We start from the raw sequence: 23,433 nt of genomic DNA, 5'->3' as shown, positions 1-23,433 counted from the left end.
GGTATTACCCCCCTCCTGCAATTGTTGCCCGGGCCGGCCGTCGACCGCAGCCATTGCCCTAAAAGTCCACGGCTGGCCGGCCACGGCATGCTTAAGGGTGACTTAAGCTTGCCTCGCTAAGATCAGGTGTCGTCATTGAAATCGATCCCCCATGCCCCACCTCCTTCTTCTCGCCGGCCTGCTAGCGGCCAGCTTGAGCGCCACCGCCGAACCCCTGCTGTTGCAAGCCGCCCAGATCAAGGCCCTGGGCATCGAAACGACGGTGGCCGGTAGCCCCCAGGCCGGGCGCGCCGGCACGCTGCCGGGCCGGGTCGTCGTGCCGACCGAGCAGATGCGCATCGTCGCCGCCCCGGTCGGCGGCATGGTCGAGATGCTGGCAGTGGCGCCGGGCGCCACGGTCAAGCGTGGCCAGGTGGTCGCCCAGCTGGCCAGCCCGCAGGCGCTGGAACTGCAACGCGACGCGCTCCAATCGAGCAGCCAGGCAGCATTGCTGCAACAGAACCTGAAGCGCGATGAAATCCTATTTGCCGAAGGCATCATTGCCGAAGCCCGTCTGCAGGCGACGCGTAGCGCCGCCGCCCAGGCCACGGCCCTGGCCAGCGAACGCCGCCAGGGGCTGGCCATGGCCGGCGTCGCGCCGGGCAAATTGGGCGGTCCACTGGCGTTGACCGCCGGCATCGACGGCATCGTGCTCGAACAGCATGCCCAACTCGGCCAGCGGGTCGAGGCTGCGGCACCGATCTACCGGATCGCCAAACTGTCGCCGCTGTGGCTGGAGATCCAGGCGCCACTGGCTACCGCCGCCAGTTTGAAGCCCGGTGCGCCGGTCAAACTGGCCGGCAGCGAGATCGGCGGCAAGCTGATCGCCATCGGCCGCGCCGTCGATAGCGCCAGCCAGACGGTCCTGCTGCGCGCCGAAGTCAGCCACGGGGCCGAACAACTGACGCCGGGCCAGGTGATCGAAGTCGAGATCGCCGGCACGAGCGGGCCGCAAATCAGCCTGCCGGCCAGCACATTGATCCGCGACCAGGGCAAGACGCTGGCCTTCGTCCAGGTTTCGGCCAGTGACAAGGGCTTGGCCTTCGAGGCGCGGCCGGTTCGCGTGGTCAGCCAGGGCGGCGACAGTGTCGTCGTCGATGGCCTCAAGGCCGGCGACAAGGTGGCCGTCAAGGGTGTTTCCGGCCTGAAGGCGATGTTGACGGGCGTCGGCAAAGAATAATGCTGACCGCCCTGATCCGTTTCTCGCTGACCCAGCGCCTGTTGCTGCTGGTGCTCACCGCCCTGCTGATCGGCGCCGGCGTCATGGCCTTTCTCGGCTTGCCGATCGATGCCTACCCGGACGTGTCGACAACCCAGGTCAAGATCATCCTGAAAGCACCGGGGATGACGCCGGAAGAGGTCGAAACCCGGCTCGCCGTGCCGGTCGAGCAGGAAATGCTCGGCATTCCGCACCAGCGCCTGCTGCGCTCGACGTCCAAGTATGCGCTGACCGATATCACCATCGATTTCGAGGACGGCACCGACATCTACTGGGCCCGCCAGCAGGTCGGCGAACGCCTGAATGCGGCGATGGGCAACCTGCCGCCCGGCGTCAGCGGCGGCATGGCACCGATCACGACGCCGCTCGGCGAAATGTTCATGTTCACCATCGAAGGCGACTTGCCGCTGGCCGAGAAACGCGCCCTGCTCGACTGGGTGATCCGCCCGCAACTGCGCACCATTCCCGGCGTCGCCGACGTCAACAGCCTGGGCGGCGAGGTCCGCACCTTCGAAGTGGTGCCGAATCCGCAAAGTCTGGCCGCCCGCGGCCTGGCCCTGAAGGATCTGCAGGCGGTGCTGGAAGCCAACAACCGCAACGACGGCGCCGGCCGCCTGAACGATGGCGAGGAATCGCTGCTGGTTCGCGCCGAAGGGGCGATTCGTACGGTCGACGACCTGAAAGCGGTTGTTTTGCAAACCCGGGACGGTAGCGTGGTCCGCGTTGCCGATGTCGCCGAGGTCCGCATCGGCGCCCTTACCCGCTACGGTGCGGTGACCAAGAACGGCCAGGGCGAGGCGGTCGAAGGCCTGGTTCTCGGCCTGCGCGGCGCCAATGCGCAAAGCGTGGTGGCCGGCGTCAAGGCACGGCTGGCCGAGATCGCGCCAGCACTGCCGCCCGGCGTCACGCTCGAAGCCTTCTACGACCGCGGCAATCTGGTCGAGCGGGCGGTCGGTACGGTATCAAAGGCGCTGCTCGAAGCCATCGTGCTGGTCGTCCTGCTGCTCCTCGCCTTCCTCGGCAACCTGCGGGCCGCCATCGTCGTCGCGCTGATGCTGCCGCTGTCAGCGCTCGCCACTTTCATCCTGATGCGCCTGGCCGGCCTCTCGGCCAACCTGATGAGCCTCGGCGGCCTGGCCATCGCCATCGGCATGCTGGTCGATGCGGCGGTGGTCGTCGTCGAGAACGTCGAAAGCCAACTGGCCGAGGCGCCGGACAACCTGCCGACACTGCACCTGATCTTCCGCGCCGCCCGCGAAGTCGCCGCGCCGGTCACCTCGGGCATCATCATCATCATCATCGTCTTCCTGCCGTTGCTGACGCTGCAGGGACTGGAGGGCAAGATGTTCGGCCCGGTCGCGCTGACCATCGTTTTCGCACTGGCCGCCTCGCTGCTGCTGTCGCTGACCGTGGTGCCGGTACTTGCCTCCTACCTGATCAAGCGCGGCGTGCACCACGAACCGTGGCTGGTCAAAAAACTGGCCGCGCTCTACGAGCGCATTCTCGCTGCCGCGCTCAGTCGCAGCCGCCAGTTCATCATCGGCGCCCTGCTCGGGCTGCTCTCCGCGGCCGGCGCCTTCCTGCTGCTCGGCAAGAGCTTCATGCCGACGATGGACGAAGGCGACCTGATCATGCAGCTGGAAAAACTGCCGTCGATCGGCATCGACCAGACCATCGCCCTCGACAGCCGCGTCCAGCAGGCCATTCTGGCGCAGGTGCCGGAGATCAAGGCGATCGTCGCCCGCGCCGGCTCAGACGAACTCGGCCTCGACCCGATGGGCCTCAACCAGACCGACACTTTCATGGTGCTGCAGCCGCGCGATACTTGGCGCAACCCCGACCCGGCCTGGCTGGCCGACCAGTTGCGCGCCGTGATGGCCGACTTCCCCGGCATAGGCTTTTCCTTCACGCAACCGATCGACATGCGCGTCTCCGAAATGCTGACCGGTGTTCGCGGTGACCTGGCGATCAAGGTTTATGGCCCCGATCTGCCGACTTTGAACAGTCTTGCGGTCGACATCGAAAAAACAGTGAAAACCGTGCGCGGCGCCGAAGACACCTTCACGCTGAAGAACGACGGCGTGCAATACCTGAAGCTGGCGGTCGACCGGCTCGCCGCCGGCCGTTTCGGCCTCAACGTCGATGACATCCAGAACGACCTGAAAGCCCTGCTCGAAGGGCGCAATGTCGGCACCGTGATCGAACAGGGCCGCCGCACCCCGGTGGTCCTGCGCGGCCCGCAGACGCTGCGTGCCTCGCCGGCCGATTTCGCGGCGCTGCGCCTGAGCCTGCCGGATGGTGGCAGCGTGCCGCTGGCCAGCGTCGCCAAGATCGAGCGCATCGACGGTCCGGTCAAGGTCGACCGCGAGAATGCCCAGCGTTATGTCGTCATCCAGTCCAATGTTCGCGACCGCGACCTGGTCGGTTTTGTCGAGGAAGCCAAGGCCGCCGTCGCCAGCAAGGTCAAGCTGCCGCCCGGCTACCGGCTGGCCTGGGGCGGCCAGTTCGAGAACCAGCAACGGGCGGCGGCCCGGCTGGCTGTAGTGGTGCCGGTGGCGCTGCTGCTGATCTTCTTCCTGCTCTTCTCGACCTTCCGCTCGGTACGCCAGGCGCTGCTGGTCCTTTCCAACATTCCATTCGCGATGATCGGCGGCATCTTCGGCCTGCTGATTTCCGGCGAATACCTGTCGGTCCCCGCCTCGGTCGGCTTCATCGCGCTGCTCGGCATCGCCGTGCTGAACGGCGTCGTCATGGTCACCTACTTCAACCAGTTGCTGGCACGCGGCATGAGCCTCGCCGAAGTCGTCGTCGAAGGCGCCCGCCGGCGGCTGCGGCCGGTGCTGATGACAGCCAGCATCGCCGCCTTCGGCCTGGTCCCGATGCTCTTCGCGACCGGCCCCGGCTCCGAGGTGCAGCGCCCGCTGGCCATCGTCGTCATCGGCGGCCTGCTCACCTCGACGGCACTGACCCTGGTGCTGCTGCCCATCCTGTTCCGCCGTTTCGGCGTCCACCGTACCGTTGCCCTCAGCGAGGAACGCCATGGCTGATGTCCTGCTCTCCCTGATCATGCCCGACGATGTCGCCCAGCACGTCGAAGACCTGCTGCTCTCCCGGCCCGATCTGGTACCCGGCTTCACGGTCAGTACCGCCGAAGGCCACGGCTCGGTTATCCCGCTCGTCGAGGATGCCGAACTCGTCGCCGGCCACGCCCCACGCACCGTCATCCGCACCGTCGGCCCGGAAGCCGACAAGCGCGAGGTTCTGGCGTTGATCAAGCAAAAACTGCCAAACGCCAATGTTTTCTTCTGGCTGGTCCCGGTCATCGACAAGGGGCGCCTGTGAAAAAAATGATTCCCTTGCTGCTCGCCGCGCTCGGCTCGGCTGCCCTGGCCGCCGAACCGACCCCCAACCTGCCGCCGGCCGCCATTGTCGAAAAAGTGTTGCGCGCCAATCCGCAGATCCAGGCCGCCAGCAGCCAGGTTCGGGCCGAGGAAGCCAACCGCAATCGGCTCGAAGCCGGCCATTACGAATGGAACGTCCGCTTCGGCGCCCAGCAGCGCCGAACCAGCCCAAGCACCGGCCCGGACGAGCGTTTCAACGAATGGAATGCGGCACTCGAACGCCCGCTGCGTCTGCCCGGCAAAGCCTCGCTCGACGCCCAGCTGGGCGCGGCCGGCGTCGCGCTGGCCGAAACGGCCCTCGGCGACAGCCTGCACGAAAGCAGTCGTGCCCTGCTCAAAGCCTGGTTCGTCTGGCTGCGCGAAAATGCCCTGGCCGGGCAGTGGACCGCCCAGGTCGCCCTGTTGGAAAAACAGGCCCGCGCTATCCAGCGCCGCCAGCAGCTGGGCGATGCGGCCCGGCTCGAAACGATCCAGAGCCAGGCCGCGCTCGCCCAGGCCGCCGCTCAACTCGCCCAGGCCACGGTCCGCCAGCAAACAGCGGCCGAAGAACTGCGCCGGCGCTACCCCGGCCTGCCGCTCAACGAGCCGGCGACAATTGCCGAGCCGCAGCCGCTCAGCGGCAGCGCCAACGAATGGATCGAGGCCATTCTCGAACACAGCCACGAACTCGGCCTGGCCCGCGGCGAGACGCAGCGCGCCCAGTTTGCCGCCGGCCGCATCGGCAGCGACCGTCTGCCCGACCCGACCGTCGGCCTGCAGGTATCGCGCGAACGGGCCGGCGAAGAGCAGATCGTCGGCGCCTACATCAGCATTCCGCTCCCCGGCGGCGGCCGCCGGGCCGCTGCCGATGCAGCGCTGGCCCAGGCCGATGCCGCCGGCAACCGCGAAGCCGCCGCGCTCCGCAAGATCACGGCCGAGGCGGCCGCCACCTACCATCTGGCCAATGCCGCCGTCGCCACCTGGCAAGCCGGCCGCCAGGCCGCCGACAGCCTGAACCACGCCGCCGAAATGACGGCCCGCGCCTACCAGCTCGGCGAAGGCAGCCTGAATGACCTGCTGACCGCCCGCCGGCTGGCCAACGAAGCCGAACTGGCGGCCCGGCTGATGCAGCTCGACGCCCTCGAATCGCGCTACCGCCTGCTGCTCGACGCCCACCGGTTGTGGGTGCTGGATGAGGAAAAACATCCGGGCGACAAGCCCGGCGCCGGGTCGGCAGCGCTGTAAGCGGCAAGCCGGACTCACCTGACAATGACAAAAATATATTTATCTTGGCGTAAGCGATTGATCAATGAGGTGAATACGTAGGCTATCATCAGACAAGTGTTCCAAATTTGTAACACTTGCGAGACGCTTGAAAATGATTACATTTTCCATCGACTGATTTGCCATGAATAGACTCCCCTCCCGAACGATCGTGATTGTTTGCCTGCTGTTGGCAAGCATTCTGCTGTCAATCTGGTGGCTGGGTCGTGGCAGCACGCAACCGAAATCCGCCGCGGCCCTCTCCGCCGCCAAGTCGGACCCTCAGGATGGACCGGCCCGTGAACTACGGCTGGGTCTGAATATCGCCGCGGACAGCGCCCTGCACGCCGCGGCGCTGAAGTTTGCTGAAGCAGTTGAAACGCGCAGCAAGGGCAAACTAAAGATTGCAGTATTTCCCGATCAGCAGCTCGGCAGCGATGACCAGATGCTGGAGATGACGCGCAACGGCACGCTCGATCTGCTGCTGACGCCGACCGCCAAGCTCAGTTCGGCGATTCCGGCCATGCAGTACGCCGACTTGCCGTTCTACTTCACCAGTCGCGAAGAGCTGTATGCCATGCTCGATGGCGAGCCGGGACAGATACTGCTCTCGAAACTCAAGGCCATCGACCTGATCGGCCTGACCTTCTGGGAAAACGGCTTCAAGCAATTCACCGCCAACACGCCGATTCGCAAACCGCAGGACTTCGCCCGCTTGCGCATCCGCACCATGAAAAGTCCGCTGATCGCGGATCAATTCTCCTCGCTCGGCGCCCAGCCAATTCCGATCGACTTTCATGCCACCTACAAGGCGCTGGCCGACGGTGCCGTCGATGGCCAGGAGAATCCGCTGGTCGCCATCCACGGCATGCGTCTGCATGAAGTCCAGAAACACCTGACGATTTCCAACCACGCCTACCTCGGCTATGTCTTTTCCGCCAGCAAGCGCGTCTTCGAAACGCTGTCGCCCGAGCTGCGGGAAATCATCCAGCGCACGGCCCGCGAACTGACCCTCTGGGAGCGCCAGGAAACCGCCCGTCGCGAGGTCGACTTCATTGCAAAGATCCGCGCCGCCGGCGTCGATATCTACACGCTGTCGCCCGAGGAGCGTCAGCGTTTCCGCGCCGCCATGGCGCCGATTGCCGACAAGTTCGCCTTCGCCGTCGGCTATGACCTGCTGGCCAAGACAGAGGAGTTGCGCTTCGCCCAGCAGGCGCCGCGTAACGATGATTCATACGTGATCGGCCTCGACGCCGACCTGTCGGCCGGCGGAGCCCAGGCCGGCGGCGCCATCTACCGCGGCATGCAACTGGCGGTCGATGAAATCAACCAGAAAGGCGGCCTGCTCGGCAAACCGCTGCGGATCATCGCCCTCGATCACGGCGCCAATCCGCAGATCGGCCGGCAAAACCTCGAACGGCTGGCGCAAATGCCATCGCTGCTCGCCGTCATGGGCGGCATGCATACCGCAGTCATTTCCGACGAACTGAGCGAAATTCATCGCCTGAAGCTGCCTTTCCTGATTCCCTGGGCGGCGGGACAAGGCTTGATCAATCATCAATATCAACCAAGCTACACTTTCCGCGTTTCGATCAATGACGGACAAGTTGCACCATTTCTGCTCGAACGAGCCATAAAAATGGAGGGACGTGTTGCCGTCCTGCTCGAACGCTCAGCCTGGGGACGCAGCAACGAGGCGGTGCTGAAACCGCTGATTGCCAAACTGCCGGCGGGCAAAGTGGAAATCGTCTGGCTCGATGCCGGCGACCCCAACATCAACAACAAGATCGACGCCCTGGTCAGCAACGGCCTGGGCGCCCTGGTCATGGTCGCCAATCCGCTGGAAGCGCGCGCCATTGTTCAGGCCATGGCCCGGCAGAGCAAGCCGGTGCCCATTCTTTCGCACTGGGGACTGAGCGGTGGCGATTTCTTCACCCCGATGCGCAGCGCCCTGCAGAAAGTAGACCTGCGCTTTGTCCAGTCCATCCTGATCAGCGACGGACGGGCCCACCCGAAACTCGGAAAATTTTTGACGCGCTATCGCGAACGCTACAGTCTGGCCCCGGATGCCGTCATCCCTTCGCCCATCGGCAGCGTCCACGCCTACGATCTGACGCAACTGTTTGCCCGTGCCGTCAGCCAGGCCAAATCCGCTGACCGACAGGCCATTCGCAATGCGCTGGAAAGCCTGTCCAGCTATGGCGGCATCCTGCGCGACTACAACCCGCCGTTCAGCGCCGAGCAGCACGATGCGCTCGAGCGTAACCTCCTGCACCTGGCCCGCTTCAACGATCGCGGCCATATTGTCCTTGCCGAATAAGCCATTTTGAAACTCGATTACTTCACGCGTAGCGTTCGCCGTCGCATCACCTGGGCCTTCGGCCTGTTCGTTGCCCTGTCGATGGCGACGGTCGCGGTCACGGTCGGCTTTCGCCTCTACGCGACGATCAGCACCAACCTGACCCACGAACTGGAGGAGCGGGCGCGGCAGGATGCCCGGTTGCTGTTGCAGCGGATCGACTATCTGCTCGAGAGCGCCACCGTCCTCGTCAAGAATCCGCTCGTCGTCAATGGCCTGAACGACGCCCAGGGGCGGCAGACCTACCTGCCGGACATCATCCGGAACTTCCGCGAAGGCCGTGACGTGCATGCCGTCGCCCTGGTCGGCTATGACGGCAAGCCGGTTTACTCGACGCTCGACACCTTGCCGACCTACGCCGACTCGGCCGAACTGCGCAGCGCCCTGGCCAACGGCGTGGTCAGCTACATCGTCGATGTCGCGCATGGCCAATGGGTCGTCTTTGTCCCAGTCAGCTACTACAGCACGACGCAGGGCGCCCTGGTCGTGGTTTACGACCTTGGCGCAGTGGCCCGGCGGGTTCTGCCGTCCGATTCGATGATCGGCTATCGCCTGAAGGCCGGGGAGAAATCCCTGTACGAGCACCAGGCCGGCAACCTGGCCGACATGGTCACCGCCCAGCGCCCGTTGAACAGCGGCGCCCAGGGTTTCCTCACTGGTCTGGACCTGCAACTCGAAGTTTCGGCGCCGCGCCAGCACTATCTCGAACCGGCCCACAGCGCCATTCGCGACGTCGCGCTGCTCGGCCTTTTGCTTACCCTGGCGGCGATCGCCATTGCGCACTGGATAGGGTTCTCGATTTCACGTCCGATCCTGACCCTGCGCCGGCGCGTCGCCGAAGCCGATGGCAGCCCGGAAAAACGCTGCGCTCCGCTCGGCACCCATGACGAGCTGGAAGACCTCGCCGAAAATTTCGACCAACGCACGCAGGAGTTGCGCAATATCCAGCTCCATCTCGAGTATCTGGTCGCCCAAAGAACCCGGGAACTGGAATTGGCGAAGGAGGCGGCCGAGGATGCCAGCCGCTTCAAGAGCAGTTTCCTGGCCAACATGAGCCACGAAATTCGCACGCCGATGAACGCCATCATCGGCCTGACCCACCTGATTCGCCGGGCGGCGGTCGATCGCCGCCAGATCGACCAGCTCAACCGGGTAACGCAGGCCGCCCAGCATCTGCTTGGCATCATCAATGACATTCTCGACTTTTCCAAGATCGAGGAAGGCAAGCTGAACATCGAACATGCCGATTTCGAACTAGACCGTGTCTTCCAGAACCTCAACGACCTGATCGGCGATCGCGCAGCGGAAAAACGGCTGGAGGTCGTCAACCGCATCGATCCGGCCATTCCGGCCCTGCTCCGTGGCGACCGCCTGCATCTTGGCCAGGTGCTGGTCAATTTCGCCAGCAATGCAATCAAGTTCACCGAAACCGGGAGCATCATTTTCCGCGCCCGCCTTCTGGCGCAGGACGAGACGACGCTGACGCTGCGCTTCGAGGTCAGTGACAGCGGGATCGGACTCAGCGAGGAGCAACAGGGGCGCCTGTTTCAGGCCTTTGAACAGGCCGATGCGTCGACGACACGGCGCTTTGGCGGAACCGGTCTTGGCCTCGCCATCAGCAAGCGCCTGGTTGAATTGATGGGCGGCCGGATCGGCGTCGACAGCGCCCTTGGCCAAGGCAGCACATTCTGGTTCGAGCTGCCGCTGCAAAGAGCGGAGGCAACTGCAACGCTGGCGCGCAGCCTGACCATCCCACGCGGCCTCCGTGTGCTGGTCGTGGACGATGTGCTCGATGCGCGTGTTGCGCTGGAAGACATGCTGCTTTCCTTTTCCGCCCGGGTCAGGACGGCCGAATCCGGAGAACAGGCTCTGGTAGCCATGCACGAGGCAGCGGCCGCGGGTCAGCCCTTCGACCTGGTGATGATGGATTGGGCCATGCCGGGCATGGATGGCATCGAAACCAGCCGCCGCATCCTCGGCCTCGACACCCAGCCCGCCCCGAAAATCATTCTCGCCACCGCCTATGGCGGCGAATGGTCGGCCGAACAACTGGCGGCGATTGGCATTGCCGCCCAGTTGAACAAACCGGTCACGCCCTCGGTACTGCACGACGTCATGGTCGGCGTGCTGTCCGGGCAAATGCCATTAGCCGCCGCGCCGGCGACAGATTCATCTAGCGTGCTTGACCTTTCGCCGCTGCGGGGAAGAAAAATTCTGCTGGCGGAGGACAATCCGATCAACCGCGAAGTGGCGCTCGAACTGCTCGAGGAAACCGGGCTCCGGGTCGATGTCGCCGTCGACGGCCAGGAGGCTTTCGAGAAAGCAGCCAAAACCGCTTACGACCTGATCCTGATGGATGTGCAGATGCCCAATCTCGATGGCCTGGCCGCGACCCGCAAACTACGGGCGCTGCCCGAACGACGCGCCGTCCCGATTCTGGCAATGACCGCCAATGCCTTTGACGAAGACAAGCGGGCCTGCCTGGAAGCCGGCATGAATGACCATGTCCCGAAACCGGTCGACCCGGACCATCTGTTCCGCGCCTTGCTGCAGTGGATGCCGCCCCTGGCCCAGCCGGCCGCATTGCCGGAGGCGCCGGGCAAGGTTCAGGAGAGCGGCAACGATGAACAGTTGCGCCAGCAATTGGCGCAGGTCGATGGTCTCGATCTGAGCATCGGCCTGCATGCCATGCGGGGGAATTTGCCGGTCTATCTGCGCCTGCTCGGCATGTTTGCCGACAACCACGATGGCGAAGCCGAGGTCATCAAAGCCGCACTGGCCCGTGGGCAACTCGACGAAGCGCAGCGCTACGCCCACTCGCTCAAGGGGAGCGCCGGCAGTCTCGGTTTACAACGCATCCAGCGAATTGCTGCCGCCATTGAATTGCCGCTGAAACAGAATGCCCCTGAGGCAACTACCCTGGTCCAGGGGGCGCTCGACGAACTGGCGGTCGAATTGCCCAAGCTGACCGGGCATCTGCACCTGTTGCTACGGACCGCGCAGCCGCCGCAGGCTGCGGCAGCCATGGTGCCGGATGAGGCCAGCCTTAGCTGAGTTGCTGCAATTGCAGACCGACGACCAGAATTGGCGGCGGTCTGCCTCTCAAATCATGTCGCAGGTCAGCGCATGACCTTGAGCAGTTCGACCTCGAAGGTCAGCGTCGCATTCGGCGGCACGGCGGAGCCGGCCCCACGCGAACCATAGGCGATCTCGGGCGGACAGGTCAGCTTGGCCTTGCCGCCTTCGCGCATTTTGGCGACACCTTCGGTCCAGCAGGGAATGACGCGATTAAGCGGGAAAGTGGCCGGCTCGCCGCGCTTGTAGGAACTGTCGAACTCGCTGCCATTGGCCAGCGTGCCACGGTAGTGCACCTGCACGCTGGCTTGCGGCGACGCCTGTTGGCCGGTGCCGTCCTTCAGGGATTCATAGACCAGGCCCGACGGGGTCTTCTCCGGCCCAGCGGCCTGGACACCGGCCGAGGCAAAAGCGACCAGTCCGGTCAGTACGATTTTCTTCCACAATGCCATTGCTCACTCCATCGCTTGCGCGAATATATTGATCGAGGCCGGAAAACTACCGGGAAGCGAGCTGGTGGGCAAGCCTTAATCCTTCCTTAAGTTTCGCCTAATTCCTGCTTAAGACTTGCTCTCTACACTCGTCTCCATCAACACAACAAGGAGAACGATGATGATGCGAGCCCTCCCCGCTCTCGGCCTGCTGCTAGCCAGCCTCGCCTGCCACGCCGAAACGCCCCAGCAGATCCGGCAGATTTACACCAACGAAGCAGCCGCCCAGCAACCGGGCTTCGCACCCTCTGCCAAACGCGGCGAAAGCCTGTTCCGCCAGCGCTTTGCACTCAACGACAAGATGCCGGCCTGCACCAGTTGCCACACCGACAGCCCGGCCAACAGCGGCCAGCATGCCGTGACCGGCAAAAGCATCCGGCCGCTGGCCGTGGCCGCCAATGGCGAACGTTTCAGCGACCCGGCCAAGGTCGAAAAGTGGTTTGGCCGCAACTGCAAGGAAGTCGTCGGCCGCGCCTGCACGCCGATTGAAAAGGCCGACTTCATCGCCTTCATGAGCGAGGTGCGCTGAGATGAAAGCACTCATCACCCTTGCCCTGCTTGGCCTTGCGCTACCGGCAATGGCCGACCGCCTGCCCTTGCCCGGCGACACACCGGCCAGCTACCGGGCCGAATGCGGCAGTTGCCACCTCGCCTATCCACCGGCCTTGCTCTCGGCCAAGGACTGGCAACGCACCCTGGGCAGCCTGGAACAGCATTTCGGTAGCGATGCTGCGGTCGACAGCCCAAAAAGGCAGGAAATCAGCGCCTTTCTCCAGCGCCACGCCGGCGACACCAGCAAGCTGGGAAGCGCCGGCGAGCCGCCACGCATCACGCAGACGCCGCGCTTTGTCCGGCACCACCGTGAAGTACCGGCCAAATACTGGCGCGACCCGCGCGTCAAATCGGCGGCCAATTGCGAAGCCTGCCATCGCGGCGCCGCCGACGGCCGCTACAGCGAACACGACATCGCCCTGCCCGAACTGCGGAGATAAGCCATGCAAAAAATACTCGTCTGGGACTGGCCGGTTCGCCTCGGCCACTGGCTGATGGTTGGCGGTTTCTGCCTGGCCTGGTTGACCTCTGAAAGCGAAAGCCTGCGGCTGCTCCATGTCATCAGCGGCGGCACCGTGCTTGCCGTCGCCGTATTCCGGCTGCCCTGGGGCTTCATCGGCAGCCGCTACGCCCGCTTCGTCGATTTCGTACGCGGCCCGAGCAGCGTCAAAGCCTATCTGCTCAGCCTGCTCCGCCTCGAACCGTCTCACCATGTCGGCCATAACCCGGCCGGCGGCTGGGCCATCGTCCTTCTGCTCGGCCTCGGCATCGTCACCGGGCTGGCCGGCTGGGCAATCTACAACGACTTCGGCGGCCATCTGCTGGAAGAACTGCATGAAGGCCTAGCCGCGACGATGCTGACCGTCGTCGTCATCCATCTCGCCGGCGTCGCCTCCGGCAGCCTGCTGCACGGCGAAAACCTGGTGCGCGCCATGATTACCGGCCGCAAGAACGGGCAGCCCGGCGAGGCCATTGCCTCGGCCCGCCCGCTCGCCGCCATCCTGCTACTGGCCTGGGTTGCCGCCGCCGGCTGGTGGATTGCAAGCTGATAGAATCCAAGCCATGCGCATCCTGCTTGTCGAAGATGATCCCCAACTCGGCGATGGCCTGACCGTCGGCCTCCGCCAGGCCGGCTTTGCGGTCGACTGGGTCAAGGACGGCCATGCCGCCGACCACGCCCTGCATGCCGAAAGCTTCGACCTGGTCGTCCTCGACCTCGGCCTGCCCCGCCTGTCCGGCATGGACGTGCTGAGCCGTGCCCGCCAACGCGGCCAGGCGATGCCCATCCTCATCCTGACCGCCCGCGATGCAACCGGCGACAAGGTCTCCGGCCTCGATGCCGGGGCCGACGATTACCTGGTCAAGCCGATCGACCTCGACGAACTGACCGCCCGCATCCGCGCCCTGGCCCGGCGCAGCGCCGGCCGTGCCGCGCCCTTGCTGATCCACGGCGAACTGGCCCTCGACCCGGCCGCCCATGTCGTGACGCTGGCCGGCCAGCCGGTCGAACTGTCGAGCCGGGAATTTTCGCTGCTCCAGATGCTGCTTGAAAACACCGGCCGCGTGCTGAGCCGGACCCAGCTCGAACAGTCGCTCTATGGCTGGCGCGACGAGCCGGACAGCAACGCGCTCGAAGTCCATATCCACCACCTACGCAAGAAGCTGGGCAGCGACCTGATCCGCACGCTGCGCGGCGTCGGCTACACGATCGCCAAGTGAATACCGTCTGGTTCTCGCTGCGCCGCCGCCTGCTCAGCCTGCTGCTCGGCGGGGTCGCCGCAGCCTGGCTGGTGACCATGATCTTCAGCTACATCGACGCCCACCACGAGGTCGATGAACTGTTCGATGCCCAACTCGCCCAGGCCGCGCAAACTTTGCTGGCGCTGGCCAGCCACGACGAAGGCGAGGATATCGAAGACCTCGGCGACGTCGCCCACAAATACCAGCGCCGCCTACGCTGCCAGATCTGGCGAGCCGACGGCAAGCTGCTGATGCGCTCGAATAATGCCCCGGAAACGGCGTTGACCGCAGCCGACGGCTTTTCCGAAACACGCGGCGACGACGGCCACTGGCGGCACTACAGCCAGTGGAACAGCGAACGCAGCCTGCAGGTCCAGGTCAGCGAAAACCACCACATCCGCGACGACCTGATCGGCCACATCGCCTGGCGCCTGCTGTTCCCCGCCCTCTTCGGCCTGCCGCTGATCGGCCTCTGGGTCTGGCTCGCCACCCGCCAGGGCCTGGCTTCGCTGGGTGGCGTCGCCGCCCAGATCGCCAGCCGCGACCCGCAACAGTTGCAGGCTGTGTCGCCGCCCTCCGCCCCCGAAGAAATCCGGCCGATGCTGGAAGCGCTGAACGGCCTCTTCCAGCGTGTCGAAACGGCACTCGAAACCGAGCGCCGGTTCACCGCCGATGCCGCCCACGAACTGCGCACGCCGCTCGCCGCGCTGCAGGCGCAATTGCAGGTCGCGCTGCGGGCCCGCGACAGCGACGAACGCGACCGCTCGCTGCAACAGTTGCAAAGCGGCCTCAGCCGCGCCTCGCACCTGGTCGACCAGATGCTGCAACTGGCCCGCCTCGATCCGGAATCCGGCCTGCCCGACCCGCAACCGGTCGACCTCGGCCGGCTGACCGAATCCGTCTGCGCCGAGCTGGGCACGCTGATTCTCGACAAGAACATCGATTTCGACTTCACGGCCGACCACAACTGCACGGTCACCGGTCAGGCCGAATGGCTGCGTGTGCTGATCCGCAACCTGATCGACAACGCCATCCGCTACACGCCGAACGACGGCCGGGTCCGCGTCGGCATCAGTCGCCACAACGGCCGCTGCGTACTCAGCGTCAGCGACAGCGGCCCGGGCATTCCACCGGAAGAAAGAGCCGCCGTGCTGCGTCGCTTCCACCGCCTCAACCAAACCGACCAGCCGGGCAGTGGCCTCGGGCTGGCCATCGTCGCCCGCATTGCCGAACTGCATGGCGCCCGCCTGGAACTGGCGGAAGCCCTGCCGCCCCCCGGCTTGCTGGTCAAGGCCAGCTGGACAGCCACGGCATAAAAAAACCCCGGACTGGCCGGGGTTGAAATGACGCAAGGAAGCTTGTTCGTTCAGAAAGCCATCGACAACTGGCCGCCGAAGATCCAGGCGCTGTCTTCGTAGGTGCCGGTGACACGACCACGGCCCTGGGCGACCTGGTTGTTGTCGATCTTGGCGTCCTTCAGGTAAAGATAGGTAGCACCGACATCGAGGGTCGTCGACTTGGTGGCCTTCCACTGCGCACCGGCCGAGAACCAGGTGCGGTTGTTGTCCGGCAGCGAAACCAGGCGGGTCGCCGCATCCCGAACCGGCGTCTGGTCGTAGGCGATACCGCCCTTCAAGGCCCAGTCACTGCTCAGCTTGTAGTTGGCGCCCAGCGCCACGCGCCAGGTATCGCGGAACTCGGTGTCCAGCACCTGGGCATTGGTGCCCGAGGCAAACAGGCCGTTTCTGGTCGCCGAAGCGCGGATCACGTCAACCTTGGGAATGCTGCTCCAGCCCGTCCACGACACGTCGCCCAGCAACTCCCACTTGTCGGAGAGGGCATGCGTCAAGCTCATGACGAAAGTATCGGGCAGCGTGATGTCGGCCTTGGCATCGGAACTGTTTGACGCCAGCGTGCCACTGATCTCGATCTTGCCGGTTGTTTCGTACTTCATCTTGGAGCGATAGGAAACGCCCAGCTTGGTAGTCGGTGCCAGCTTGAACAGGGCACCGATGTTCCAGCCCCAGGAATCATCTTCCAGCGTCAGCTTGAGCGGCGAGTTCACACCGGATGCAGTCACTGCGGTCAGCCGGCGGTAATCAGCTTCCAGGTGCTGCCAGTTCAGGCCGCCGCCGATGGAGACGACATCATTGACCCGATAGGCGATCGAAGGGTTGATATTGACCGTCTTGATGTCGAAATGCGTCGATTGGGCGGCACCGACCCAGCGATCGTCGTACTTGGTCCGCATTCCGAACGGTGCGCCGATGCCCAGGCCGAGATAGAGATCCTTGCTCACTGCCCAGGAGACGTAGCCGTTCGGGATCAGGCCGAGATCGCCGCCATCGCCACCATTGCCGCTATTGGCCAGGGCACCGAGGCCGGTAGACCCTTCGTTGTTGTATTTGAAGCTGGTATTGACTGCCGTCAGGCCGCCGGACACCTCGATGTTCTGCAATTGCGTCATGCCGGCCGGGTTGTAGTAGATCGTGCTGGCGTTATCAGCTACTGCTGCTGAACCGGCATAGGCGTTACCAAGACCACTCGCATTCTGCTCCAGCAGCTGGAAACCGGCCGCGCTGGCAGTACCGGAAAAAGCAACTGCGATGAGCGCTGGAATCAGGCGCGGGGTGATGATTTTTTGCATTGGTTTGTCTCCTGTTTTGTTTATGTTTGGGAAAGAATTCCCTGTTGCTGCTGCCGCCATTAAATCTCAAACAAACGTTTGAAATACCGTTTTATTTACACAATTTGACCGGCTTGTTGCAAAGAAACAACAGCCCGGTTATTTATTTTTGCGAAAGTTGAGCGGCCCGCCGGTAAAGGGGGCAAAACCAGTGCCGAAAATCACGCCGGCGTCGGCCAGATCTGCATCGGCGACGATGCCATCGGCCACCAGTTGGTCGACCCGGTCGATCAGTGGCGTGACCAGACGCTCGGCCAGGCCGGCCGGCACAGCGCCGGCACTGCCCTTTTTCGCCTTGCCGTCCGCCCAGGCATAGAAACCCTGGCCGGACTTCTTGCCGAGCTGGTTCTTCTCGACCCGCGCCAACAGGCAGCGCGGCGCAGCGGCCCCGCCGGCCAGTTGCTGGCCGGCCGCCAGCGCGATATCGAGGCCGACGGTATCGACCAGTTCGATCGGCCCCATCGGCATACCGAAGGCAAGCATCGCTTCATCGACGGTTTCCGGCGAAATTCCCTCGTCGACCGCACGCATCGCGGCCAGCATGTAGGGGGCGAGCACCGCATTGACCAGGAAGCCCGGCGCGCTCTTGACCGGCAGCGGCAGCTTGTCGATCTGCCTCACAAAGGCGCAGGCGGCCTGCACGGCATCGGGGTCCGCCCCCTCGGCCTGGACTACTTCAACCAGCGGCATCATTGCCACCGGGTTGAAGAAGTGGATGCCGACCAGGCGTTCCGGCTGTTGCAGTACCGTCCGCAAGTCTTCCAGCTTCAGGCTGGAGGTATTGGTGGCGAGCACCGCCCCCGGCTTCAGCCGCGGCTCCAGCGCCTTGAACAGCGCATGCTTGGCCTCGACGTTCTCGAAAATCGCCTCGATCACCACATCGGCATGGGCGACGCCATCGCCGTTGACGTCGGGAATCAGGCGGTCGAAAGCGGCCCGTGCCTTGAGCGGGTCGCGCAGGCGGCGCGTGAATAGCTTGTTGGCCCGCTGCAAGGCCGGCCCCATGCGTTCCAGGCTCTGATCCTGCAGTGTCACGGTCATGCCGCGCAGGGCGCACCAGGCAGCGATATCACCGCCCATGACGCCGGCCCCGATCACATGCACACGCCGGGCCGAGAATTCCGCAGCCTTGCCAAAGCCTTTCAGGCGCTCCTGCAGGAAGAAGACGCGGACCAGATTGCGTGCCGTCGGCGAACTGATGATGCGGTCGATGATGGCCGGCGCGGCCAGCGCATTGCCGTTATGTTTCTGCCAGATGTCGATGATGGCGTAGGGCGCCGGGTAATGTTCCGGCCGCGCCTTCTTCGCCACTTGTTTACGGGCGCCATTGGCGACGACGGCCTTGAGCGGCCCGTTCAGCAGGCGCTGCAGCGCCGGTAAGGGGCGCCGGGGCTGGCCGGAGAACAGCAGTTGCCGCGCCGCCGGCTCCATGACCCGAGGGGGCACGCATTCATCGGCCAAGCCCATGCGCTTGGCCCGTTTGGCGTCGAGGCTCCTGCCGGTCAGCATCATGTCGAGCGCTGCCGCCGGGCCGACCCGTTGCGGCAGGCGCAGCATGCCGCCCCAGCCCGGGAAGATGCCGAGCATGACTTCCGGCAGGCCCATTTTGGTCGCCGGCTCGTCAACCGCCAGCAGGTAGCGGCAGGCCAGCGCCAGTTCGAGACCGCCGCCCAGGCAATGGCCGCGGATTATGGCCAATGTTGGGTAGTCGACCGCAGCCAAACGGTTGAACAGCTGCCAGCCCCGCTCGACCAATGCCCGCCCCTTTTCCGGTGTATCGAGCTGGGTGAATTCCTCGATGTCGGCCCCGGCGATGAAGCCAGCCGCCTTGCCGGAGCGGAAGATCAGCCCTTTCGGCGGCTGCTGGTCGAAGGCATCGAGGATCTGCGCCAGTTCCGCCATCACGGCGACCGACAGCGAATTGGCCGACTCGCCGGCCTTGTCCAGGATGGCGGTGGCGACACCTTCGGCATCGCGCTCGACCCGCCAGTGTTGAAGATTGAGATTCATCATGTGCTTTCTTTAATGCGGACGATGACCGCTTGCCGCGAAGGCCAGCGACAAGGCGCCCGGCCCGACGTTGACCGCAGCCGTTTTGCTCATCGGCGAAACGAGAATTTGAACGCCCTGCTCCGCCGCGGCCTGGGTCAGCCGGGCATAACCGGGCAGATTGACCACCGCGCCCGGTGCCCCGCCGTAGCTGATGCAGAGATGCGGTGCATCGAGTCCGTCGCGGATGCGCTTGGCCGCCTTGGCGAACAGTTGCTCGACGCCGGTTTCAAAGCCACGCACCTTGTCGACCGTGGTCGTCTGGTCGCAATGACAATGCAGGATCGGTTTGACATCGAGCCATGAACCGAGCGTGTAGGAACCCCAGCTGAGGCTGGTATCGCCTTTCTTGGAGGCCCGCTTGTAGATGTGAAAGAGGTCGGCCGGCACCAGGTAGGTATGGGTCTGATCGACCAGATGGCGCAGGCGGGCGCCGATTTCGCTCGGCGAACCACCGGCCCGGATCAGGCGCACCGCTTCGGCCACCGGCACGGCCTGGCCGGTAAACAGGTTGCGCGTCGACAGTACGGCCAGCCCGAAGCGCTCCGGCACGCCGGCCGCCCGGCGGATCGCCTTGTACTGGGTGAGGATGGCGCGCGAGGCCTGCATCGCATGATTGAAGATCGGGCTGCGCGTGCTGGTGATGGTCAGACAGAAGACGTAGTCGAAATCGAGGACCAGCCGTTCGAGGAAAAGCTGTTCGATCTGCTGCACCGAATACGGAATCGACTCGGCGAAATCCTCGCCTTTCCGGTCCAGATGCCGGGCGTAGAAGGCCTGGGTTTCCTCGGGATCGCGCCGGTCCTCGATCAGCAGGTCGCCGATGCGCAGCGTGATCGGCATGACCAGCACGCCGTTGGCGGCGAGAAAATCCCTCGGCAAATCGCAGGCCGAATCAACCACAATACCGATCCGCATGCTCAGCTTTCGGCTTCGACCAGCATGGCGCCGCCCAGGCCGCCACCGATACAGATGGTCGCAATGCCGCGCCTGGCCTTTTGCCGGCGCAGCACATGCAACAGATGCAGCACGATGCGCGCCCCGGAAGCGCCGACCGGATGGCCGATGGCCACCGCCCCGCCATCGACATTCAGCTTGTTCTCGTCGATGGCGCCGAGTGCTGCCGGCAGGCCAAGCTGCTCGCGACAGTACTCGTCGGATTGCCAGGCGGCCTGGCAGCCCATGACCTGGGCCGCGAACGCCTCGTTCAGCTCCCAGGCATCGATATCATTCAGCCCCAGGCCGTGGCGCTGCAGGATGGGCGTCGAGGCATGCACCGGGCCGAGGCCCATCTGCGCCGGATCGAGGCCGGCCCACTGGCTGTCGACGATTTTGCCGAGCGGCTTGAGATTCCACTTCTTGACCGCCTCTTCCGAAGCGAGAATCAGCCAGGCGGCGCCATCGGTAATCTGCGAACTGTTGGCGGCGGTGATGTTGCCGTATTTCTTGTCGAAGAAGGGTTTCAGCTTGGCCATGCCGGCCATGCTGGCATCGGCCCGCACCCCGTCGTCTTCGGCATACACCTTGCCGTTGCCATCGACCAGCGGCACGATTTCACCCAGATGACCCGCTTGCCGACCGGCCAGTGCCCGCTGGTGGCTGCGCACGGCGAATTCGTCCATCTGCTGGCGCGTGATGCCGAACTTCCAGGCGAGGTTTTCGGCGGTCTGCCCCATCAGCAGGCCGACCACCGGATCGGTCAGGCCCTTCATCAGGCCGATTACCGGCGACAGCAAGGCCCCCGGCTTCAGCTTCAGGAAATGCCCGAGCTTCTGGCCGGCTGTCCGCATCGACATCATGCCGGCAAACCAGCGCACCATGGTATCGGAGTACAACAGCGGTGCCCGCGACAGCGCATCGACGCCGCCGGCCAGCACCAGTTCGGCCCGGCCGCACTGGATGTTGGCAATCGCCGAATCGAGCGCCTGCATGCCGGAAGCGCAGTTGCGCATCACCGTCCAGCCCGGCACCTTCTCGCCGCAACCGAGACGCAGCGCCACCATGCGGCCGATATTGGTTTCGTCCGGCGACGGCGCGGCGCAACCGAGAATGACCTCGTCGAGATCGCTCGGCAGGAAAGGCTGGCGCAACAGCAGCGCCCGCCCGGCCTGCGTCGCCAGGTCGGACGCCGCGAACGGCCCCGGCCCTTTCTGCGCCTTCAAAAACGGCGTCCGGGCGCCGTCGACCACATAGATCGTCCTGCCGCCCATGTTCAGGCCGCCATCCGGCATTCGGCCGGCTTGTTGGCGGTCGCCACGTTGTAGTCGAAGGGGAAATCATCGACCTGGACAACGATGTCGCGCAGATGATTGCGCCGCTTCATGACCTCGAATTCGGCCGACGAAATGACACCCGCCTCGAAGGCGACGAAAGCAATATCGCGGACATTGGCCAGCGGGTTGTTGTCGAAACGACCATCCTTTTCGGCGGCACGGATCTTCGCCTCGATGGCTTCGGCTTCCAGCGTCGCCTTCAGCGCCAGCTCGATGGCCCCGACCGGTTCGTTCTCGGTCAGCGGCAGGTAGCATTCGGCAGTCAGCCGGTCGCGGGTGGCCGACGGCGAGATCAGCGACTTGGCGACCTGATGGCCGACCTCGTCGGATGGCACGACATACGGGTGACCCCACGGGAAGATAGCCCGGTGCAGGAAGGCGGCGATGAAGCGCACCGGGAAGTTGGCGATGACACCATCGAACGCCTGTTGCGCCTTATACATCGCATCCCAGATCGCCCAGTGGGCGAGCGGTGCATCCTCGGCCTTGCGACCTTCTTCCTCGTAACGCTTCAAGGTGCAGGAAATCAGGTACATCTGGGCGAGGATGTCGCCGAGACGGGCCGACAGCTTTTCCCGGCGCTTGACGCTGCCGCCGAGCACCAGCAGGGAAATGTCCGACATGAAGGCAAAGGCCGCCGAGAAGCGCGTCAGTTGCTGGTAGTAGCGCTTCATTTCCGGTGCCGTAGCGACGTTGACCGCAGCAAAGTGCGAACCGGTCATCCCCAGCCACAGGGCACGCAAACCGTTCTTGATGGTGAAGCCGATATGGCCGAACAGCGCCTTGTCGAAATCGACCAGGCCTTGCTTCTGATCCGGATTCTGCGCCGCCTGCATTTCCGGCAACAGATACGGATGGCAGCGGATGGCGCCCTGGCCGAAGATGATCAGCGAACGGGTCAGGATGTTGGCGCCTTCGACGGTGATGCCGATCGGCACCTGCTGGTAGGCGCGACCGAGGAAGTTGGACGGGCCAAGGCAGATGCCCTTGCCGCCGATGACGTCCATGCCGTCATTGACCACCTGGCGGGCCCGTTCGGTGACGTGGTATTTGGCGATGGCCGAAACCACCGACGGCTTCTCGCCGAGATCGACGGCGCCGGCCGTCATTTTGCGCACGGCGTCCATCATGTAGGTGTAGGCGCCGATCCGGGTCAGCGCCTCCTCGACGCCTTCGAACTTGCCGACCGCCATCTTGAACTGGCTGCGCACCCGGGCATAACCGCCGACGGCCCGTGCCGTCATCTGGGCCATGCCGGTATTCGACGAAGGCAGCGAGATCGAACGGCCGGCCGCCAGGCACTCCATCAACATGCGCCAACCCTGCCCGGCCATCTTCGGCCCGCCGATGATGAAATCGAGCGGCATGAAGACTTCCTTGCCGCGCGTCGGGCCATTCATGAACATGGCGTTGAGCGGGAAGTGGCGACGGCCGGTATCGACGCCCGGATGATCGTAAGGGACCAGGGCGCAGGTGATACCGATGTGCTTCTTGTCGCCGAGCAGGCCTTCCGGGTCATAGAGATGGAAGGCCAGACCAAACACGGTACACACCGGGGCCAGCGTGATGTAGCGCTTGTCCCACGAGACGCGCATGCCGATCACTTCCTTGCCTTGCCACAAGCCCTTGCAAATCACGCCGGCATCAGGGATCGACGCCGCATCGGAACCGGCCCACGGGCTGGTCAGCGCGAAGGCCGGCACCTCGATACCCTTGGCCAGGCGCGGCAAATAATGGTTCTTCTGCGCTTCGGTGCCGTAGTGCAGCAGCAACTCGGCCGGGCCGAGCGAATTGGGCACCATGACCGACACCGACAGCGCCGACGAGCGGGTCGACAGCTTGGTCACCACCTGCGAATGGGCGTAGGCCGAAAATTCGAGGCCGCCGTACTTCTTCGGAATGATCATGCCGAGGAAGCCCTTGTCCTTGATGTAGCGCCAGGCCTCGTTCGGCAGGTCGTACAGTTCGTGCGTGACTTTCCAGTCATCGACCAAGCGGCAGGCTTCCTCGCATTCGTTGTCGAGGAAGGACTGCTCGGCCGGCGTCAGTTTCGGCTGCGGGTAGCCATGCAGCTTCTGCCAGTCCGGCTTGCCGCGGAACAGTTCGCCTTCCCACCAGACGGTGCCGGCTTCCAGGGCATCGCGCTCGGTATCCGACATCTGCGGCAGCACCTTGCGATAGGTGGAAAAAATGGGCCGGGTAATCAGCGCCCGGCGCAGCGGCCGGACGAAGAGCAACCCGGCCAAAGCCACCAGGGTGACTAACCCGAGCAGAGGGATGGTGCTGTTGAACATGCTGTTTGTCTCC

General features: G+C 64.5%; 17 protein-coding genes. 11 read left to right on the top strand and 6 right to left on the bottom strand.

The features are described 5' to 3' along the window. Nucleotides 1–151 precede the first annotated feature (151 nt). From AT959_RS07985 to AT959_RS07960, 6 genes are all read left to right on the top strand, one after another. Nucleotides 152–1,219 carry an efflux RND transporter periplasmic adaptor subunit gene (locus AT959_RS07985; RefSeq protein ID WP_066882430.1) on the top strand — a complete coding sequence of 356 codons (1,068 nt, stop codon included), beginning with the start codon at nt 152–154 and terminating at the stop codon, nt 1,217–1,219. Next, on the top strand, nt 1,219–4,305 hold the full coding sequence (locus tag AT959_RS07980) for an efflux RND transporter permease subunit (protein ID WP_066882428.1): 3,087 nt from the start codon (nt 1,219–1,221) through the stop codon (nt 4,303–4,305). Before AT959_RS07985 ends, AT959_RS07980 begins: the two co-directional genes overlap by 1 nt. Next, complete coding sequence (locus AT959_RS07975) at nt 4,298–4,600, top strand: DUF3240 family protein (protein ID WP_066882426.1); 303 nt, start codon at nt 4,298–4,300, stop codon at nt 4,598–4,600. Before AT959_RS07980 ends, AT959_RS07975 begins: the two co-directional genes overlap by 8 nt. 5 nt (nt 4,601–4,605) lie before the next feature. After that, nucleotides 4,606–5,883, top strand: a complete 1,278-nt coding sequence (locus tag AT959_RS07970; protein WP_066882424.1) for a TolC family protein — start codon at nt 4,606–4,608, stop codon at nt 5,881–5,883. Between the two features lie 163 nt (nt 5,884–6,046). Beyond that, complete coding sequence (locus AT959_RS07965; protein WP_083518292.1) at nt 6,047–8,221, top strand: DctP family TRAP transporter solute-binding subunit; 2,175 nt, start codon at nt 6,047–6,049, stop codon at nt 8,219–8,221. A 6-nt stretch (nt 8,222–8,227) separates the two neighbouring features. Next, nucleotides 8,228–11,314, top strand: a complete 3,087-nt coding sequence (locus AT959_RS07960; protein ID WP_066882420.1) for a response regulator — start codon at nt 8,228–8,230, stop codon at nt 11,312–11,314. 65 nt (nt 11,315–11,379) lie between these two features. Here the strand turns inward: AT959_RS07960 and AT959_RS07955 are convergent, their stop codons facing one another. After that, nucleotides 11,380–11,787 carry an FKBP-type peptidyl-prolyl cis-trans isomerase gene (locus AT959_RS07955; RefSeq protein ID WP_066882418.1) on the bottom strand — a complete coding sequence of 136 codons (408 nt, stop codon included), beginning with the start codon at nt 11,785–11,787 and terminating at the stop codon, nt 11,380–11,382. Between the two features lie 160 nt (nt 11,788–11,947). Between AT959_RS07955 and AT959_RS07950 the strand changes: the two genes are divergently transcribed. The 5 genes from AT959_RS07950 to AT959_RS07930 are packed head-to-tail and all read left to right on the top strand — an operon-like array spanning nt 11,948 to nt 15,434. After that, nucleotides 11,948–12,355, top strand: coding sequence for a DUF1924 domain-containing protein (locus tag AT959_RS07950; protein ID WP_240481780.1), 408 nt, complete (start codon nt 11,948–11,950; stop codon nt 12,353–12,355). A 1-nt stretch (nt 12,356) separates the two neighbouring features. After that, nucleotides 12,357–12,818: a diheme cytochrome c gene (locus AT959_RS07945; protein ID WP_066882416.1), complete on the top strand. Its 462-nt coding sequence runs from the start codon at nt 12,357–12,359 to the stop codon at nt 12,816–12,818. Between the two features lie 3 nt (nt 12,819–12,821). Next, a complete protein-coding gene (locus tag AT959_RS07940; protein WP_066882414.1) occupies nt 12,822–13,427 on the top strand; it encodes a cytochrome b/b6 domain-containing protein in 606 nt (201 codons plus the stop codon). Nucleotides 13,428–13,440: 13 nt separating this feature from the next. Then, the gene (locus AT959_RS07935) at nt 13,441–14,097 is read left to right on the top strand and encodes a response regulator (protein WP_066882413.1); all 657 of its coding nucleotides are present in this window, start codon (nt 13,441–13,443) and stop codon (nt 14,095–14,097) included. Then, entirely contained in the window at nt 14,094–15,434 is a 1,341-nt protein-coding gene (locus AT959_RS07930) for an ATP-binding protein (RefSeq protein WP_066882411.1), read from the top strand. Before AT959_RS07935 ends, AT959_RS07930 begins: the two co-directional genes overlap by 4 nt. Nucleotides 15,435–15,484: 50 nt before the next feature. On the opposite strand, the gene AT959_RS07925 is transcribed toward AT959_RS07930, so the two are convergent. From AT959_RS07925 to AT959_RS07905, 5 genes are all read right to left on the bottom strand, one after another. After that, complete coding sequence (locus AT959_RS07925) at nt 15,485–16,765, bottom strand: OmpP1/FadL family transporter (RefSeq protein ID WP_066882408.1); 1,281 nt, start codon at nt 16,763–16,765, stop codon at nt 15,485–15,487. A gap of 138 nt (nt 16,766–16,903) precedes the next feature. Beyond that, nucleotides 16,904–18,814: a 3-hydroxyacyl-CoA dehydrogenase NAD-binding domain-containing protein gene (locus AT959_RS07920; protein WP_066883016.1), complete on the bottom strand. Its 1,911-nt coding sequence runs from the start codon at nt 18,812–18,814 to the stop codon at nt 16,904–16,906. Nucleotides 18,815–18,826: 12 nt separating this feature from the next. Then, nucleotides 18,827–19,771: a DegV family protein gene (locus AT959_RS07915; protein ID WP_066882406.1), complete on the bottom strand. Its 945-nt coding sequence runs from the start codon at nt 19,769–19,771 to the stop codon at nt 18,827–18,829. A 2-nt stretch (nt 19,772–19,773) separates the two neighbouring features. Continuing rightward, nucleotides 19,774–21,084, bottom strand: coding sequence for an acetyl-CoA C-acetyltransferase (locus AT959_RS07910; RefSeq protein WP_088178955.1), 1,311 nt, complete (start codon nt 21,082–21,084; stop codon nt 19,774–19,776). Continuing rightward, a complete protein-coding gene (locus AT959_RS07905) occupies nt 21,066–23,420 on the bottom strand; it encodes an acyl-CoA dehydrogenase (RefSeq protein ID WP_066882404.1) in 2,355 nt (784 codons plus the stop codon). The genes AT959_RS07910 and AT959_RS07905 overlap by 19 nt, the downstream gene beginning before the upstream one ends. Between the last annotated feature and the right edge of the window lie 13 nt (nt 23,421–23,433).

Origin of the sequence: Dechloromonas denitrificans (assembly GCF_001551835.1) — a bacterium.
Lineage (GTDB): Bacteria > Pseudomonadota > Gammaproteobacteria > Burkholderiales > Rhodocyclaceae > Azonexus > Azonexus denitrificans.
This window is presented reverse-complemented; position numbering and strand designations above follow the sequence as displayed.

Excerpts from the sequence above, each read along its gene's own strand:
- AT959_RS07945 (WP_066882416.1), top strand. The coding sequence starts at position 12,357 with ATGAAAGCACTCATCACCCTTGCCCTGCTTGGCCTTGCGCTACCGGCA.
- AT959_RS07975 (WP_066882426.1), top strand. The coding sequence starts at position 4,298 with ATGGCTGATGTCCTGCTCTCCCTGATCATGCCCGACGATGTCGCCCAG.
- AT959_RS07950 (WP_240481780.1), top strand. The coding sequence starts at position 11,948 with ATGATGCGAGCCCTCCCCGCTCTCGGCCTGCTGCTAGCCAGCCTCGCC.
- AT959_RS07920 (WP_066883016.1), bottom strand. The coding sequence starts at position 18,814 with ATGAATCTCAATCTTCAACACTGGCGGGTCGAGCGCGATGCCGAAGGT.
- AT959_RS07935 (WP_066882413.1), top strand. The coding sequence starts at position 13,441 with ATGCGCATCCTGCTTGTCGAAGATGATCCCCAACTCGGCGATGGCCTG.
- AT959_RS07915 (WP_066882406.1), bottom strand. The coding sequence starts at position 19,771 with ATGCGGATCGGTATTGTGGTTGATTCGGCCTGCGATTTGCCGAGGGAT.
- AT959_RS07905 (WP_066882404.1), bottom strand. The coding sequence starts at position 23,420 with ATGTTCAACAGCACCATCCCTCTGCTCGGGTTAGTCACCCTGGTGGCT.
- AT959_RS07985 (WP_066882430.1), top strand. The coding sequence starts at position 152 with ATGCCCCACCTCCTTCTTCTCGCCGGCCTGCTAGCGGCCAGCTTGAGC.
- AT959_RS07925 (WP_066882408.1), bottom strand. The coding sequence starts at position 16,765 with ATGCAAAAAATCATCACCCCGCGCCTGATTCCAGCGCTCATCGCAGTT.
- AT959_RS07980 (WP_066882428.1), top strand. The coding sequence starts at position 1,219 with ATGCTGACCGCCCTGATCCGTTTCTCGCTGACCCAGCGCCTGTTGCTG.
- AT959_RS07910 (WP_088178955.1), bottom strand. The coding sequence starts at position 21,084 with ATGCCGGATGGCGGCCTGAACATGGGCGGCAGGACGATCTATGTGGTC.
- AT959_RS07940 (WP_066882414.1), top strand. The coding sequence starts at position 12,822 with ATGCAAAAAATACTCGTCTGGGACTGGCCGGTTCGCCTCGGCCACTGG.
- AT959_RS07965 (WP_083518292.1), top strand. The coding sequence starts at position 6,047 with ATGAATAGACTCCCCTCCCGAACGATCGTGATTGTTTGCCTGCTGTTG.
- AT959_RS07955 (WP_066882418.1), bottom strand. The coding sequence starts at position 11,787 with ATGGCATTGTGGAAGAAAATCGTACTGACCGGACTGGTCGCTTTTGCC.
- AT959_RS07970 (WP_066882424.1), top strand. The coding sequence starts at position 4,606 with ATGATTCCCTTGCTGCTCGCCGCGCTCGGCTCGGCTGCCCTGGCCGCC.